At 37.5% G+C, this 17,277-nt stretch carries 15 protein-coding genes and 1 tRNA gene; all 16 read right to left on the reverse strand.

Features of this window, described 5'->3' with window-relative positions; all coding sequences use genetic code 11:
- Positions 1-50: 50 nt before the first annotated feature.
- The 16 genes from VPAR_RS06445 to ttdA all read right to left on the reverse strand — a co-directional run bounded on the left by VPAR_RS06445 (position 51) and on the right by ttdA (position 17,084).
- The gene (locus VPAR_RS06445; RefSeq protein WP_012864625.1) at positions 51-1,100 is read right to left on the reverse strand and encodes a 2-hydroxyacid dehydrogenase; all 1,050 of its coding nucleotides are present in this window, start codon (positions 1,098-1,100) and stop codon (positions 51-53) included.
- Between the two features lie 123 nt (positions 1,101-1,223).
- The gene (mscL, locus tag VPAR_RS06450; protein WP_012864626.1) at positions 1,224-1,691 is read right to left on the reverse strand and encodes a large conductance mechanosensitive channel protein MscL; all 468 of its coding nucleotides are present in this window, start codon (positions 1,689-1,691) and stop codon (positions 1,224-1,226) included.
- A 284-nt stretch (positions 1,692-1,975) separates the two neighbouring features.
- On the reverse strand, positions 1,976-3,643 hold the full coding sequence (locus VPAR_RS06455; protein ID WP_012864627.1) for an ATP-dependent nuclease: 1,668 nt from the start codon (positions 3,641-3,643) through the stop codon (positions 1,976-1,978).
- Between the two features lie 172 nt (positions 3,644-3,815).
- Positions 3,816-4,703 (reverse strand): DMT family transporter, encoded by an 888-nt coding sequence (locus VPAR_RS06460; protein WP_008601469.1) that lies wholly within the window; start codon positions 4,701-4,703, stop codon positions 3,816-3,818.
- 212 nt (positions 4,704-4,915) lie between these two features.
- Positions 4,916-6,415: a threonine synthase gene (gene thrC, locus VPAR_RS06465; protein WP_012864628.1), complete on the reverse strand. Its 1,500-nt coding sequence runs from the start codon at positions 6,413-6,415 to the stop codon at positions 4,916-4,918.
- Positions 6,416-6,599: 184 nt separating this feature from the next.
- Positions 6,600-7,541, reverse strand: coding sequence for a Dyp-type peroxidase (locus VPAR_RS06470; RefSeq protein ID WP_008601474.1), 942 nt, complete (start codon positions 7,539-7,541; stop codon positions 6,600-6,602).
- 282 nt (positions 7,542-7,823) lie between these two features.
- A tRNA-Lys gene (locus tag VPAR_RS06475) sits at positions 7,824-7,899 on the reverse strand.
- Positions 7,900-7,982: 83 nt separating this feature from the next.
- Positions 7,983-8,285 carry a hypothetical protein gene (locus VPAR_RS06480; protein ID WP_012864629.1) on the reverse strand — a complete coding sequence of 101 codons (303 nt, stop codon included), beginning with the start codon at positions 8,283-8,285 and terminating at the stop codon, positions 7,983-7,985.
- Between the two features lies 1 nt (position 8,286).
- Entirely contained in the window at positions 8,287-9,252 is a 966-nt protein-coding gene (gene moaA, locus VPAR_RS06485; RefSeq protein WP_012864630.1) for a GTP 3',8-cyclase MoaA, read from the reverse strand.
- A 26-nt stretch (positions 9,253-9,278) separates the two neighbouring features.
- Positions 9,279-9,719 (reverse strand): MOSC domain-containing protein, encoded by a 441-nt coding sequence (locus tag VPAR_RS06490; protein ID WP_012864631.1) that lies wholly within the window; start codon positions 9,717-9,719, stop codon positions 9,279-9,281.
- A 214-nt stretch (positions 9,720-9,933) separates the two neighbouring features.
- On the reverse strand, positions 9,934-11,262 hold the full coding sequence (locus VPAR_RS06495) for a nucleobase:cation symporter-2 family protein (RefSeq protein ID WP_012864632.1): 1,329 nt from the start codon (positions 11,260-11,262) through the stop codon (positions 9,934-9,936).
- Between the two features lie 180 nt (positions 11,263-11,442).
- Positions 11,443-12,060 (reverse strand): cyclodeaminase/cyclohydrolase family protein, encoded by a 618-nt coding sequence (locus VPAR_RS06500; protein ID WP_012864633.1) that lies wholly within the window; start codon positions 12,058-12,060, stop codon positions 11,443-11,445.
- A 159-nt stretch (positions 12,061-12,219) separates the two neighbouring features.
- On the reverse strand, positions 12,220-13,890 hold the full coding sequence (locus VPAR_RS06505) for a formate--tetrahydrofolate ligase (protein ID WP_012864634.1): 1,671 nt from the start codon (positions 13,888-13,890) through the stop codon (positions 12,220-12,222).
- Between the two features lie 248 nt (positions 13,891-14,138).
- Entirely contained in the window at positions 14,139-15,413 is a 1,275-nt protein-coding gene (locus tag VPAR_RS06510; protein WP_012864635.1) for an SLC13 family permease, read from the reverse strand.
- A 157-nt stretch (positions 15,414-15,570) separates the two neighbouring features.
- On the reverse strand, positions 15,571-16,182 hold the full coding sequence (ttdB, locus tag VPAR_RS06515) for a L(+)-tartrate dehydratase subunit beta (protein WP_012864636.1): 612 nt from the start codon (positions 16,180-16,182) through the stop codon (positions 15,571-15,573).
- Complete coding sequence (gene ttdA / locus VPAR_RS06520; protein WP_012864637.1) at positions 16,182-17,084, reverse strand: L(+)-tartrate dehydratase subunit alpha; 903 nt, start codon at positions 17,082-17,084, stop codon at positions 16,182-16,184. The genes ttdB and ttdA overlap by 1 nt, the downstream gene beginning before the upstream one ends.
- Positions 17,085-17,277 lie beyond the last annotated feature (193 nt).

The following is a 17,277-nucleotide window of genomic DNA, read 5'->3' on the forward strand; positions in this document are numbered from 1 at the left end:
ATTTTACCATATTTTGTATAAAACCGCATATCTTTTAATGTCTTCCACTTTTAGTCGAAATCAGTTAAATCAACGCCAGCCTTTTTAAGCTCTTCTAGTGCAGACTCTACATCCATTTGAGGTTTCTTATAATTTACTTCTTCATTCACACATGTTTTTAAAGGTTTCTTATGAACGCCAGCAATAATATTGTCTGCTGTCAAAATAGACATATCTAAACGAGTTCGATCTGTATAAGAACCAATATGTGGTACAATGAGGCAATTTTCTACATCTAATAATGGATGATCCGCTGGTAATGGTTCTGGATCCGTTACATCAAGGGCTGCATAATCAATTTCATCCGTTTTAAGGGCATTGATAAGTGCCTTTGTATCTACTATAGGTCCACGACCAACATTAACAAATAAAGCGGTATTCTTCATTTTCTTGAAGAATGCCTCGTCACACATATGATATGTTTCATCTGTCAATGGAGCCATAACGCATACTACATCACTAATGGCTAATAAATCATCTAACTCCATATAAGTAGTCTTATGAATCTTATCATCCAAACGTTGATTACGATTATGATACACAACAGTCATACCAAACGCACGGGCACGTCGAGAAATGGATACGCCGATAGCCCCCATGCCAATGATACCAAGAGTGCGACGACTTAAATCAAAACCTTTAATATTAGAAGGTCTTTGAGCCCAACGACCGTCTTTTACAAAGTTAGCATTTTCTATAATACGACGACTAGCCGTGGCAATCAACGTAAATGCAAGTTCTGCTACCGTTTCATTGAGAACACCTGGCGTATTGCCATAAGGAATACCTGCCGCTGTTAGTTCATCAATATTTACATTATCATAACCTACGGCCGCTTGTGCTATAACCTTTAAATTTGGCGCATTCTTTACAAGATCACCATCTACATCTAAAGGTCGTACACACCACAAACCATCCGCATCAATGAGCCATTCCTTCAGTACCTCACGAGGCATCACTGTTTTTTCAGTCCATTGGCGCACATCTACATGCTCTTTTAAATATGCAATCGCATCTTTGCGAACCAGTCCATTTACTACTACTAGAGGTTTCTTTTCCATGTATGTCCCTCCCTAAAAAATTCTATATATTATAATTATATTTTATACTAGAAAGCTAACGTAATACAACAAAAAGGAGTAAGGTCAAAACCTCACTCCTTTTATGTATAATTTAAATTTGAACTAGTTCAAATCTGCAGTACAGTTAGGGCATTTAACTGCATTGATATTGATTTCAGATTTACAGAATTGACATTCTTTCGTTGCAGGTGCTTCTGCAACTTCCTCTTCTTTCGCAGATTTCATCATTTTAGCCAAACCACGAACCATCAAGAATACAACAAATGCCAAAATCAAGAATTGAATCAAATCAGTAATAAATGTACCATATGGCAATACAGATCCAGCTGCACGAGCTGTAGCAATATCAGCACCAGCCATGAATGCATCTTTAGAACCTGTACTCAATGGCAAGTACAAATTACTAAAATCAATACCACCTGTGAATACACTGAGAACAGGCATGAATAGGTTGTTTACAACAGAATTAACCAATGCTGTGAAAGCAGCACCAATAATCATACCAATAGCTAGGTCCATCATATTGCCTTTGAAAGCAAATGCTTTAAAGTCATTTAAAAAGTCTTTCATTTTCATACTCCTAGATACGTTTAATTGAGAATGCATTAATAACAGTACTAATCATAAAATAAAGATAAAAAGATGTCAAGAAATTTCGATGTAGTTTATAAAATTTAGTTAATATAGTTTTTCATAATTCTATCTATTATTGTAATAAATCACTTATTATACGTATTTTTTACACCATATTTCCTATGCCTACACTCTAAAATGCTATATTACCTTCGAAAAAATAGAGTCTAACCAAACTTTGGTCAGACTCTATTAATTAGAAGTAGTAATGTATTACTCCATTAACCTAAGCCTAGCGAAAGAAGTTTAGCACGCTCTATTACTGCAATAAATGCAGGTGGTATCATAGAAGCATCTAAAAATTGACTAATACGTCGCCCTACAATTACTCCTTTATTAGCAAAGAACCAAGAGAAGTAATAGATATGTAAATCATCCAACTTACGATCCGAAATATTTGGTAAACATCGTTGTACAATTTGGCTTTTAGTAATACCTAATTTAGCATAACCACGCCGCGCCATATCCTTTGTTACCATCGGACGAGCGTCATCAATAATGTCCTTGATGATGGCATCCATTATGGAACGCTTGTGCATCGCAAGCAAATATGATACAAAATCCATTTCAAAACAAATTTCCTGTGTGTAAAATATATTGCTATGTGCTTTTGCATATTTTCCCTCTACATCGCGATCATAGAGCGCTACTGTAGGAATAGAGAATCTATTAAACAATTTTTGCAATTTACTGATAGAGGACTCGCCCCGAGCATTGATAAGACAGATTCCAAAATAGTCAAAGTCCACGCCTAATTTTTTACCAAAGCCTGTAAAGCTACCGTACTCAGTCTCTCCTTCTACGATGATAATACACCGAGCGTATAGAGCCTCTTTTGCCTCAGGAAAATGCATAATCAAGTGTTTCTCTACCTCTTTAGGGAAATTGAAAGTAACTCCACACGCTGCACAGACCATATTATTTTCATCCCGATAAAGCCGAATAATATGACGATAATCGTCAACTAGTGCATCCGTACTGTGAGTAACCACAAAGAGCTGTCCTAATAATCCATCTATTTTAAAAATATCTCGCAGCAATGCTAAAAACTCTTCATTTTCATTAGTTGCAATTTGGCGGTAATAATTGAGCACAGCGCGTTGCAAATAAGGGCTTAAATGTAACTCTGGCTCATCCACACTGATAAAGATTGGTAAAAACTTGCGACCTTTTCCATCATATACAAGTAAAGCTTCTAGATTTGTAGTCGCACTACTCACCTTCATATAAATTTGAGCTAAAATTTTAAGAGCTACAGCCATTATTAAACGCACATTATCAGCAGAATACTTGCGTTCTATAGCAGAAGATGTAGACAACACCTCTATAAGGTGTTGAATATTGAGCATACAATAGGGATCTAAATCCTTGCGTAAACTGACAATTTCACGCTGCAAATCATCAGTCGCCATTTCTAATCGAGATACATAAGCTTGTAAGAGATGTCCTAATTCAACATATACAGCAGAGGGTATAGAAAATAGCTCTTGCTCTGATGTATCGCGATGACACACATATAAGGCATGACGAATCATAGATAACGGCATAGGTTCAATCCCTGCATCAGTGACTCTGTATAATCGTGGATATACCTCTTGTACAACTTGTTCAAGTCGTAAACGGTAGGTGGGGCCTTCATCAGCAGTATACATACTTTTATAATTTAACTCACCCAAAGATATTTCAAAATCAATGCGGATAGGCTTGTTTACATCCGTGAAATCACTTTCAATGAACCCATGACACTCCATGATAATTTCTAAGAGATCTAGAAAATTAGACTTACCTACCGAATTCTCACCGACAAAATAATTAATATCATTGTGAAAGCTCAACGTTACATCCGCTAAGTTCCTATAGTTTTCAATATGCATCCATTTTATATACATAGCTCCTCCGTCTGTAGCTACTTTCAAAATGAAAAAGCTCTAGTATATTTCATTACAATAAATCACTAACTAATACCCCTGTATTTTATCTTTTATGTAAAAAGGTGCCAATCACGAATGTAATCAGCACCCCCACTGTCATATACAGTCTGATACTGTATATATTCGACATTTATTTAATTTTATCCTCTATAACCTTGCCCTCTCTTAATGGACCACTCTGTTCTTTAAGACGCGCCAACATGACAGAGGATATAAACATAGCAATACCAGCTCCTACTGTTGCTATGGATAAGCTTTCACCAAAGATCAAGAACCCATAGAAGGAACTAATAAATACGCCAACGTATTGCAAGAATTGAGCCACTACAGCATTGGTCGTAACAAAGGCGCCAGTCAAGAAAAACTGAGCCACTACACTAATACCACCGATAGCGAAGATAATGAGCCAATCTGTACCTTGAGGCATAACGAGCTTATCAGTAGTGACGAGGCCCGCAATCATGCCAGTAATCATGAAATAGGCCATGATTTCAAAATTACTATGTTTTCCGCGTTTACTAATAGTTCGTATCGTCGTATAGGCCGCCGCAGCTAGAGCAGCACCTAAAATTGCTACCAATGCATACCAAGAAAATGATTCATAACTAAAAGGATTTACCATTACTAAGACAGCAATCAAAATGACTCCAAGCCATTTGCCAGCCCCTTTAGGTATCGATTCCTTCAGAAACAGAGCACTAAAGATAAAAACAAATATTCCTGTCGTCTGAAATAGAATTGTTGCATCAGATAATTTTATGTGTACCAATGCTATGAAATTACATACCATACCAAAACCGCCGTATAAGCCACGCATGACGAGGAGCCCCCGATCCTCTTTTGAAAAACGGATGCCCTTCACATACATAATAATGAGCACCGCAACAGTCCCAAAGAACCCACGGGCAAAAGCGATCTCCCCAGGTGGAATATTTGTCCCTAACAGTTTTACAAATACATTCATCGTACTAAATAAAAGTGCGGATAACAATGCATATATAAGGCCCTTTTTAGCCATAGCCCCTCCTATAATTATATTTCTCTATATAATTATAAACCCATATTTCTATAAATAATGAATACATCAATACATACTAACAAAATTCCATATCATATATGATGAATGTTAATTTAATGAGAAAATGAATTTAATTGGTTAATCAATAAAAAATGATTACTCAATAAAAAACATATAGATATGCCGCCCTTCTAAGGAAAGGCGGCATTGTATTATTTAGAGAATGTATCTACAAAATCTAAGATTTCTTGTTTCATATTCTCTTTGTCGATTGCTTTTGTAAAGCGCAATGGTTTGGATTGTAAGGCTTCCAATTGTTTAGGGAAGGCAACACCCGTTACAGCAGAGATATTATCTAAGCTTTCATAAGGAGTCTCGCCCACCTTGATATCCAATGCCTCACAGATTGGTGTAGGAAATTTAAATGGATGTGCTGTAGATGCAATCACTGTATGACGAGCGCCATCTTCAGGATGCTTCTCCAACTCCTTCATATACGCCCCCATAGCAACTGCCGTGTGAGGATCCATTACATAACCGTAAGAATTGTATACTTGTTCAATGATTGCTTTCGTTTCTTCATCATCTACATAGGCACCAGCAAAATCAGTCTTAACACGTTTGAACTCTTCTTCATTAACAGTTAATTTGCCTGTTGTTTTAAGATCTTTCATCCATCCTACTGTACGTTCGCTATCTTCACCAGAAATATAATATAAGAATCGTTCAAAGTTAGAGGATTCAAGAATATCCATAGATGGAGAAATCGTCGTATAGAATGGGCGGTTCATATCGTAGGTACCGTTTTCAAAGAAGTCAGTAAGTACGTTATTTTGATTAGATGCACAAATCAATTTGCCGATAGGAATCCCCATTTTTTTAGCATAGTAAGCAGCCAAGATATTACCGAAGTTACCTGTTGGAACTACAACGTTGAAAGCTTCGTCTTCATGGATTGCACCTTGTGCAACCAGTTCAGCATAGGCATTTACATAGTAAACTACTTGTGGAGCTAAACGACCAATATTGATAGAATTCGCACTGGAGAACATAACCCCTTTTTCAGCAACCTCTTCAGCAGTCGCTTTATCAACAAAGAGGCGCTTCAAGAATTGCTGAGCATCGTCAAAGTTACCATGAATAGCCGTAACATTAACATTCTCCCCTTCTTGTTTTTGCATTTGTTCCGCTTGCATAGGACTAACGCCATCAGTTGGATAGAATACTTGAATATGAGTTCCCGGTACATCCTTGAAGCCTTCAAGAGCCGCTTTACCAGTATCACCAGAGGTAGCCGTTAAGATAAGAACCTCTTTTTTCTCACCTTCCGCCTCTTTAGCTGCCACTAACAAATATGGGAATAAGGACAAGGCCATATCTTTGAAAGCTTGTGTGCGGCCATGGAATAGTTCCAATACGGAAACCTTTTCCAATAAAGAGTGTAATGGTGCAATATCGCGGGTGCTGAAATTAGCATCGCAGTAAGCAGAATTAATCATTTCATTTAAATGAGCTTCGGAAAAGCATGGAAACAACTTTGCTAAAACAACGGCTGCTACTTCTTGGTAGTTTTTATCTTTCACATCATTGTAAGTTAAGCAGTTTGTAGGAAATAAAGATGGTACATATAGGCCACCATCCTCTGCTAAGCCGTGCAACAATGCATATGTTTCATTTACCGCAACGGTACCTCGGGTGCTAGTATAATTCATGGAATACCTCATTCATAACTACAATGGATTTTTACGAGTTTAATAGATTTATTATAGCATAAAAGCGCCCACTTGGGGCGCTTTCTATAGAATTATATAATAAATTTTTAATCTAGTAAATAAAACCAAATATTACTAACTAATTAAGTGAATATACAGCTTTCCAATATTAATCAGAATTCGGTTATAGTTCACCTTCCGCAATAGCATCCAATGTATCAAGAGATGGGATGAAGAATAACATGCCAGTAATAGGTTTGGAGTAATCAAGCAATTTATCGTTTTGCGTAAACATATTGGTAAGCATTGTTTTAGTTACATCCCAGTAACGAGCATAACCGATGAAATATGTACCACGTACGCCATGTCCTGGTTGGGCAAATGGAACATTCATACGAACGATTTTGTGTTCTTCATCATCACGATTATCTTGAGCCACTACATTGTGAGCTGCCGGATCTTTTTCATCATCCTCCAATTCGATATCACTAAATTTGCGACGACCAATGAATTTTTCTTGCATTTCTGTAGGAAGTGCACGCCATGCATCAAGATCATGTTCATATTTCTGTGCAAATGCATAAGAGCCATTAGTAAATTCAGGATCTTCATCTCCAATAACGCCCCACTCTACAGCCTCTTGGCCAACAGGGTTTTCCGTACCATCAACGAAATCAATAATCGCACGACCTTGTTCGTAGTGGAAGCCATGGGTTTCATCTACAACAGATGTAATAGGGCGTAAGAACTCCATAATTTGATCTACTACAGTATACGTAACAGATTCATCATTAGAGCGGACATGCAAAAATAAGTCAGCTGCTACAGCTGGTACATCTTGTTTATCACCTTTTATGCCTTGGAAGTCTTCTAACTCTTTTGGTACCGGTGCATTAGGGAACAAATAATCCCATGCCTTACGGCTAAAGCCAAAAGCAATGCCCAAACCTTCCCCATTAGCACGAATACTAACAGAACGTTTAATGGCTTGAATACGATCTGCCATATCTTGAATCACTTCAAGCTCTGCCTCATGATCTTTACGGTTTAATAACAAAGTGGTGAAGTTGACACTTTGGCCAGCATCTTTATACACATCTTGTGTTCTAGAAACATCTACTGCCATTTGGTACCTCCTAATGAGAAAAACTATTATAAAACCATCATAAGCTATTATAGTTTTACTGTCTATAAAATATATTATATTGTATCAATACTATATTCTATTAATGTTAAAGTTTATAAACTTAATTGAATCAATGACTACTCGTTTGAGAAAAATAGGATTAATCCACAACGTATTTTAACCATGTAAATAACTATATAAAGGCTAAAAAGATATGTAAAAAGCTAAAAGAAAAATATTTACACAAAAAAAGAACTCACACCAAATGTGAGTTCTTTACTCTGGTGGACCACCAGGGGTTCGAACCCTGGACACCCTGATTAAGAGTCAGGTGCTCTGCCAGCTGAGCTAGTGGTCCATGACATGAATAATTATATGCTTATTTTATAGGAATGTAAAGAAAATTTATTACACTCCTATAAAATATCAACATTCATATTATTAATATTGTAATACCCAATCTTTCATAGTATTACAGGCCTCAGTAGGGAGCAAATCACTAGTTCCGACGCAATCTTCACCACTATATAGTTGGAGCACACTATGAGTGCGGCTTACTTCTTTAACAATAACATTCGTTAAATTAGACTTAGGAACGCTAAACTGTAAACCATAACGACCAAAATAGGTAAAAACAGACTCTTGTGTATCGTATTCTATATGGACTTGAAGCATCTTGCCTCCAGGCCAGCATGATTCAATATTTTCCTTTGATCTTGGTTTTAAAAAATCAAAAAATCCCATACTACCCTCCGATTCGCCACATTGGTCGTTCTGGTTGCTCCATGCCTATACCATCATGTCGTTCTTGTTTTCGTTGCAAAGCACGTTCAATATGCTTAGCTAAACCCTCTTCTGAGGCACCATTGCGTACGAGCGATACAAGGTCAGCCTCATCATCTCGCAACAAGCACAATCGCATTTGACCATCAGATGTAAGGCGCACACGATTGCATGTATCACAATAACTATGAGACATAGAAAAAATAAAGCCTACGGCCTTACCACTAGGTAGTGCCAAATATGTAGCTGGTCCAAAGCCATAAATAGAATGAACCTCTGTGAGAGATCCACCACTAACGCGTTCTAATTGAGCCTTCCATTCATCAAAGGTAGGGCCATGAAATGCGTCACCTTGAAACGGCATGTATTCAATGAACCGCCATACAACAGGCCATTTCTCTACATACTGCAACAAAGCCTTAACTTCATCATCAGACCAATAACGGGATAAAACGGTATTAATCTTAACGGATTTAAAGTTAGCATTAATAGCACTACGTATGCCATCTAGCACAGACTCAAGTTGACCATCTTTACCTACACAGGTAGCAAAGGCTTCACTTTCAAGAGAGTCCAAACTGATATTTACACGATTTAAGCCAAGTTTTTTCAACCGTTGCGCTCGAGAGGCTAATAGACTTCCATTGGTAGTCATAGAAATATCTTCAAACCAACCTGATTCTTTGATACGACTTAGTAGCTCTTCAATATGAGGATAGAGTAATGGCTCACCACCTGTAAGGCGTACTGCTTTCACACCAATATGATGGAAAGCTCCTAATATTTTCATCCACTCATCAACAGACAATAGTTGTGTTTGACTTTGAGGCGTAATTTCTGCAGGTCGACAGTAGGGACAACAAAAATTACACGCATCTGTCAGCGACAGACGTACATATTCAATTGTACGGCCCCATGCGTCTTTCATAACACACCTCGTTTACCAATTCAAAATTATTTAATAATAGATACTTTATCACCTACGCGAATCGTACCGTTTTTAAGAACCTTACCAAAGATACCTTGTGTAGGCATAATGCAAGAACCAACTTGTTTCATGATTTCGCAACCATGATGGCATTCCTTGCCAATTTGAGTAATTTCAAGAATAACATCAGCCCCTACTTGTAAGTGAGTCCCTACAGCTAATTCATAAAGAACCATACCTTCTACTGTAATGTTTTCAGCAAAATCACCAGGTTTTACATCTGCCCCTTGTGCCCGCATATGTTCAATACTCGTAATGCCAAGCAAGCTGATTTGGCGGTGCCAATTGCCTGCATGTGCATCGCCTTCCATCCCATGATCTACAATGAGATTGGCGGATTCAATATTATGTTTTTTTTGCCCTTTTTTCTCACTAATGGAGATAGCAATAATCTTTCCGTCTGCCACGTGCCCCTTCCCTTCTTATGGGAACATTCCATATACATAACTTTTTATAAACACTTAATTGTAAATACAGACTAGTATTCCTATTTATGAAAGTATCACAAAATAGTTCTACAATTATCTATATATTATAGCATAGTATTCATACATTTTCCCTGTGAATTTAATCACTAAAAAGAACTCTATTCTATAGGAACAGAGTTCTCGTATGTATTATTTAGCGACGACCCATTTCTTGAATTTCATCGCCATGATTAACACCATTGAGTAATAAGTTAAGCAAGATTGCCGTAATACTACCAAAAGTAATGCCAGATTTTAAAATAATTTGTGCCCAATCAGGGAAATTAGCATAAAAGTTTGGTGCCGCAATGGGAATCATAGCCACTCCAATGCTAATAGCAACAAGCATTAAGTTATGATTACCATCAAAACTAACCTTACCAAGAGAGCGAATACCGCTAGCAACAATCATGCCAAACATAGCAATGCCAGCACCACCGAGTACTGCATTTGGTATACTAGCAACAATAGCGGCTAACTTAGGGAATAAACCTAACAAAATTAAGATTACTCCAGATGCAGCTACTACAAAGCGACTTTTAACACCTGTAACCGCAATAAGTCCTACATTTTGAGCAAAGGCTGTATATGGGAAACTATTAAGAATTCCCCCTATTAAAGTAGAGATACCATCGGCACGAATAACAGAGGCTAATTCTTTTCGACCTATTGGCTTATCCACAATTTCACCAATAGCAATACTATCACCTGTCGTCTCTACCATGACAACGAGCATGACGATAATCATAGATAATACAGAAGCCCAGTCAAAGGTTGGCAAACCAAAATAGAATGGTTCAATGAAAGCAACCCATTGAGATCGACCAACTTCATCAAAATTAGCAACCCCCATTGCAAAGGCAATTGCTGTGCCTGCGATCAAACCGATTAATACAGAAAGATTACTTAAGAAACCTTTAGCAAACTTGTATACAAATACAACAATTAAGAACGTAAGAAACCCAAGTCCTATGTTTGTATAGCTTCCAAATTCTGGATTTCCTACACCGCCCCCCATCCAATTAATGGCAACTGGCATTAAGTTAATCCCAATAAGAGTAATTATGGTTCCCGTTACAACAGGGGGGAACAGTCGAATTAGACGACTAAAGAATGGAGCTACTATAAAAGTAAATAGACCTGCTACAATAATGGCACCGTAAATGGCAGTCATACCATGCTGTGCCCCAATCATAGTCATAGGTCCGACAGATGCAAAGGTAACACCTTGGATCATAGGGATACGCCCACCTATATTACCGAAGCCTAATGTTTGAATTAAGGTCGCAATGCCGCAGGTAAACAAGTCTGCTGTAATAAGGCGAATCAAGTCCTCCACCGGTAAATTCATCGCCTGTGCCACAATAATCGGTACCGCAACAGCTCCAGCATACATGGCAAGTACATGCTGTAAACCAAAGGCAAAGAGCTGTGGTATGGGCAGCATGCTATCGACCGTATTCATTTGTTTTTGATCTGTCATAATGTCTCCTACATAAAATCTCGAAATATCACCCGTTTATTTTACACTATCGTTCGGATTATAACAATAGAAAAAAGAGAACCTATTATATATATTATATTAATAGGTTCTCTTTTTATTATTTCCCGAACTTTTATGATTCGCTCGGTTATATTATTCGATTTATATTATAATGTTTTATCATTTATATAACCCTATGATAGCCGACTCTTTAACATCAAGATCTTTTTCAATGACATGCATCTTAGATATTAGTTCTGCTACAAAACTTTCATCTTTAATGCCAGATAAATTAATACGCACATTCAAAAAGGCCGATTTCACCGCAGCACGCGCATTAATAGCCGCAATAATACCATCTGTAATAAGGTTTTGATTCCCCTTACGAGAGGCTAGTTCTGCTAAATCAAATATTTGATTCGCTAATTCTCCAATTTCAAAAGGTACCATAGCAGCATCTTTGTAAGCTTGTTGAATAGCAGCTGTACGCGCAGCCTTTTCTTCATCTGTATTCTTTGGCAATCCTAAGACGTTCATAAAGATATTAAATACATCTGCATCAGCTTGAGATAATTCGAGCATGCGCTCGCGAATCGCTTCTGCTTTAGCTTGAAGCTCCTCCATTTCGTTCTGAACCGCTTCATAACCTTTTTTACCAAATGTAAGGTTTGCTACCATTTCTGCTAAAGCCGCTCCCGTCGCAGCAGTCAATGCCGCAATAGCACCACCACCTGGCGTTGGCTCTTTAGATGCAGTAGCAGCCACAAAATCTATCACTCGTTGTTCCACCAATTTCATAACAAGACCTCATGTAAAAGCGATAACAAGATATGTCTTGTTATCGCTTTGTAATTACTATAAAAATCTACAAATATTGAACACAATAAAAAATATAACTAATTATAGCAGACACTATAAATCTCCAGTTAAGAAACGTTCTACTATAAACAATATCTATTAAAATAAGCCTTTAATTGTGCCGTCTGCTTCAATATCCATATTAAGAGCAGCAGGACGTTTAGGAAGGCCTGGCATTACCATTACATCACCTGTACGACATACAATAAAGCCTGCCCCATTGGCAACACGAATATCGGATACAGTAATAGTGAATCCTGTTGGAGCCCCTAATAATGCTGGATTATCAGATAAGGAATATTGCGTTTTCGCCATACATACAGGCAAACGATCCAGTCCCCAATCTGCTAATTGTTTAATTTGCTTTTTGGCTTTGTCCGTAAAGATAACTCCATCGCCACCATAAATAGTTTTAACGATTTTATTAACTTTATCCTCTAAACTATCTTCCAAATCATATACGAATTTAGGTGTTGGCTTAGGACCTTCAAGTAACTCTACGACTTTTTTTGCCATATCAGTGCCGCCTTCGCCACCCTTTTCCCAACATTCATTAAGCTCTACAGGCACGCCAAACTCATCACATAGGCGAGTCAACTCAGCAATTTCTGCATCTGTATCGCTAGCAAATTTATTGATTGCCACTAATACAGGCACATTGAAATAACGCATGTTTTCAATTGCTTTTTGTAAGTTGCTGAAACCTTTAGTTACAGCTTCAACATTTTCTGTATTCAACTCTTGTTTTGGTACACCACCATGCATTTTAAGAGCTCGTAATGTAGCTACGATAACGATTGCATCAGGGAAAATATCGCCGTATCGGCATTTAATATCAAGGAACTTTTCAGCACCCAAGTCAGCGCCAAAGCCCGCTTCCGTAACTACGATATCACCAAGCTTAAGTCCTAGTTTTGTAGCTACAATGGAGTTACAACCATGAGCGATATTTGCAAAGGGACCACCGTGAACAATGGCTGGTGTATGTTCCAATGTTTGTACGAGATTTGGCTTGATAGCATCTTTCATGAGAAGCGCCATTGCCCCTTGGCAACCAAGTTGATGAACATAAACAGGATCACCTGCTAAGTTACAACCGATAACGATGCGACCAAACCGTTCTTTCAAATCTTCTAAATCCTTAGCTAAGCAAAGAATAGCCATGATTTCAGAAGCAACGGTAATCATAAAATGATCTTCCCGAGGGAATCCACATACTTTGCCACCAAGTGCAACTGTCACATTGCGAAGAGCACGATCATTCATATCTAGAACACGTGTCCAAGATAGTTGACGCAAATCGATTTGCAATTCATTACCTTGATGGATATGGTTATCGATCATAGCGGATAATAAATTGTTAGCCGCTGTAATAGCATGCATATCACCTGTAAAGTGAAGGTTGATGTCATCCATAGGTACAACTTGAGCATAACCACCACCTGCTGCACCACCTTTAATCCCAAAAACAGGTCCTAAGGATGGCTCACGTAATGTAGCAATTGCATTTTTACCGATTTTTTGTAGCCCCTGTACGAGACCAATGCTCGTTGTAGACTTACCTTCCCCGGCTGGTGTTGGCGTGATTGCTGTGACTAACACCAATTTACCATCTGGCTTAGATTCTAAACGGCGAATGGCATCAAAGGAAATTTTCGCTTTATAATGACCATATTGTTCAATATCATCAGGTGTTAAACCACATTTATCGGCAATAACCTGAATCTTCTCCATTGTATTCTGTTGGGCAATCTCAATATCGCTTAACATAAAGCCTCCTCGGCACCATGGCCAGCTCAAAACTATATAACAACTATGAAACCACATTCAATGTCTACTGTAGATGTATATTTGTACAACTACAGTAATCTATTATATATGAAAGTAGCCCTTATGTCTAATCAATTCTTACCTATCTATACATTATATTAACTTATTACTAAAATATTCTCTCCCAATAGTACAAAAATAAAACCGCCACCTATGGTGACGGTTTTGTATGACTAACCTTTATATAATTACGGGTTAAACGGGAACAAAATCGGTAACAATACTAAAGATACAATTGCAGATACTACAATTAACGGTACGCCGGCTTTCACATAGTCCTTAAAACTATAACCAGCTACATTATATACCATAGTATTCGCAGGCATCCCTATAGGTGTACCATACGCAAGAGAGCTAGAAATTACGATTGCAACAAGAATCGCCTTAGGATCAAAACCTAATTGAGATGCTAAAGACAATCCGATTGGAGCTAGCAATGCAACATCTGCTGTATTGGACATAAAGTTTGTCATAAATACTGATAGGAAGAAAAGTACCGCTAATAATGCCAATGGATTAGGTGTATCCCCCAAAGCATCAACAATAAGATTTGCAATATATGCACCTGCCCCAGATTTTACCATTGCTGTACCAAGAGCTAAGGAACCTACAAATAGTAGAATTGTCTTCATATCGATAGACTTAACTGCTTCGTTTTCGGTAATAACTCCTGTCGCTACGATAACAAGTGCACCTACCCAGGCACTAACCGCTAAGGATACACCAATTTGTTTTTCAAAAATCATAGCAGCGATAGTCAACACCAATACCAAACCAGCTACCCATTTTTTCCAAACTGGAACATGACTGAAATCAGCATTTTTTTGATAATTTGGATCAGGTTCACGTGTTGGAACCTCAGGTAAGAATCTTTTACCAATGAATGCATAGAATAAAGTACCTACGATAAGCATAGGTAAACCTACTTCACCATAAGCAAAGAAACTAAAGGATCCAAGGCCAGCTTCTTGCAAATTAGAATTTGCAATCATATTACCAGGAGAGCCAATCATAGAAATATTTCCCCCCATAGCAGCGGCAAATACGATTGGCATTAAGAATTTAGTTTGGTTAAAACCACCCTTTTTACAAATACCAATAACAACAGGAATCATAACCGCTGCAGTACCTGTATTAGATAAGAAGCCGGACATAATACCTGTAAGCATCATAATAGCAATAATAAGGATAGTTTCATTTTTAGCAAATTTATTAACAACGTTACCAACATCAACAGCTACACCTGTTTCAAAGAAAGCAGCGCCGATAATAAACATAGCGATAAACAAAATAACATTAGAGTCAACGAAACCTTTAAAAGCTTCCGTTGCAGTTAATACACCAGAAAGATGTAATCCAACGGCCACAATCATAGCCGTAATAGACAATGGAATTTTCTCCAATGCAAACATTACGATTGCAAATACAAGAAATCCCAGTGTAATAGCAATACTATAATCCATGAGAATTCCTTTCATGGTAGTCATACTCTTATAGTATATCTATATGAAGATACGCTGTAAATCACAAAACAATATTATTAATAATTATTTCTCATATAGATATATTTACAAGTTATAAAGTTATTCATAATATAAAGAAATCGCTATTCTTATCTTATTATTTGATGAAACCTACGTGTTTATAAATCTCTTCTAACACTTCTTCTTTCTTCGCATTGTATTCTACTTTTTTATTTTCAAAGTAGTTATTACCGTCTGCATCAATGGATACGATAAGCGGACCAAATTCTTTAACCTTAAAAGTCCACAAAGTCTCACACATACCTAATTCACGCCAATTAGCAGATTCTACTTTTTCGACTTCTGTAGCAGCAAGAACCGCATTACCTGCAGGGAACACACAGTGTAGTGCACCAAAGTCTTTGCAGGCACGTGCTGTTTCAGGACCCATGCCACCTTTACCTACAATGAGACGTACACCTGTCTTTTTAACAAATTCATATTCGTATTTTTCCATCCTCATAGATGTAGTAGGTCCTACAGATACAACTTCAAATTCATTATCGCTTATAGTACGAATAATTGGACCTGCATGAAGTATAGCCCCATCTTTAACATCAACCGGTAACGTTTTACCTTCTTCTACCACACGACGATGCCCTATATCACGACAGGTTGTAATATGCCCAGTCAAATAAATCACATCGCCTGGCTTAATGCCTGCTAAATCAGATTGTTGAATAGGTGTAGTTAATATTTTCTTAGCCATTATAATGTCACTCCTTTATGAGATTTAACTGTGCAATTACCATCCTTGTCAAATACGAGATCGCCGCGACGATGATTCCAACAACCTACACTAACAGCACAAGAAATAACAGATGGATGACGTGTACCATGTTCAATGTTCACACCTAAAACAGTTTTATCCCCACCCATACCTTGAGGTCCAATACCAATCTTATTAATTCCATCTTCTAACAATTGTTCCATATAAGCCGCTTTTTCATTAGGTGCTTTTGAAGATACAGGGCGCATTAATGCTTTTTTAGATAATCCAGCAGCGGTATCAATAGTTGTAGCAATCCCTACACCTACCAATAGTGGAGGACACGCATTCAATCCATAGCTTGTCATCAAATCAAGAACAAACTTAGCAACACCTTCATAGCCTTCGCCTGGCATCAATGTTTTACCTGACCCTGGCAAGGAACACCCGCCACCAGCCATATAAGGGAAGATTTCTACATCATCGCAACCAGGAATGATATCCCAGTGAATATAAGGTGCAGTGAGGCCAATATTTTTACCAGTATTAAACTCATCAAAAGTTTCTACACAGTTCAATCGTAATGGAGCCTCTTGTGTAGCCTTATAAGTTGCTTCTCTTAGAATATCTTCTAATTCTCCTAGTAAGGGATAATTAGATCCAACCTTTACCCAAAATTGTAATACACCAGTATCTTGACAAGAAGGACGATTAAGCTGAGCTGCTAAATCCATATTATGTTGCATTGTTTCATAAATAGATTTGGCCATAGGATTTTTTTCATCCTGTGCCAATTCATGAATTTTTTCTTGTACATCATCAGGCAATACCTTTGCCATATAAGAAATGAAATTAGCTATCTTATTTGTCATTTCTTGTACTTGTTGTTCCTTCGTACTCATCGCAAACCTCCAAAAAGACTTCAATATTTAAGACGTGATTATTTCTGTTTCGGAACCTTAGCTCCTTTCGATGATTCTATTCTACTCTTTTTTCAGTATATAACTATCCAATTTACAAGTTGATTTTTATTGGTGAAAGTCTGTCAAACACATACAAAATTTCCTTAATTATTTTCTTTTAACCCATTAAAAA

Source organism: Veillonella parvula DSM 2008, from assembly GCF_000024945.1.
Lineage (GTDB): Bacteria > Bacillota > Negativicutes > Veillonellales > Veillonellaceae > Veillonella > Veillonella parvula.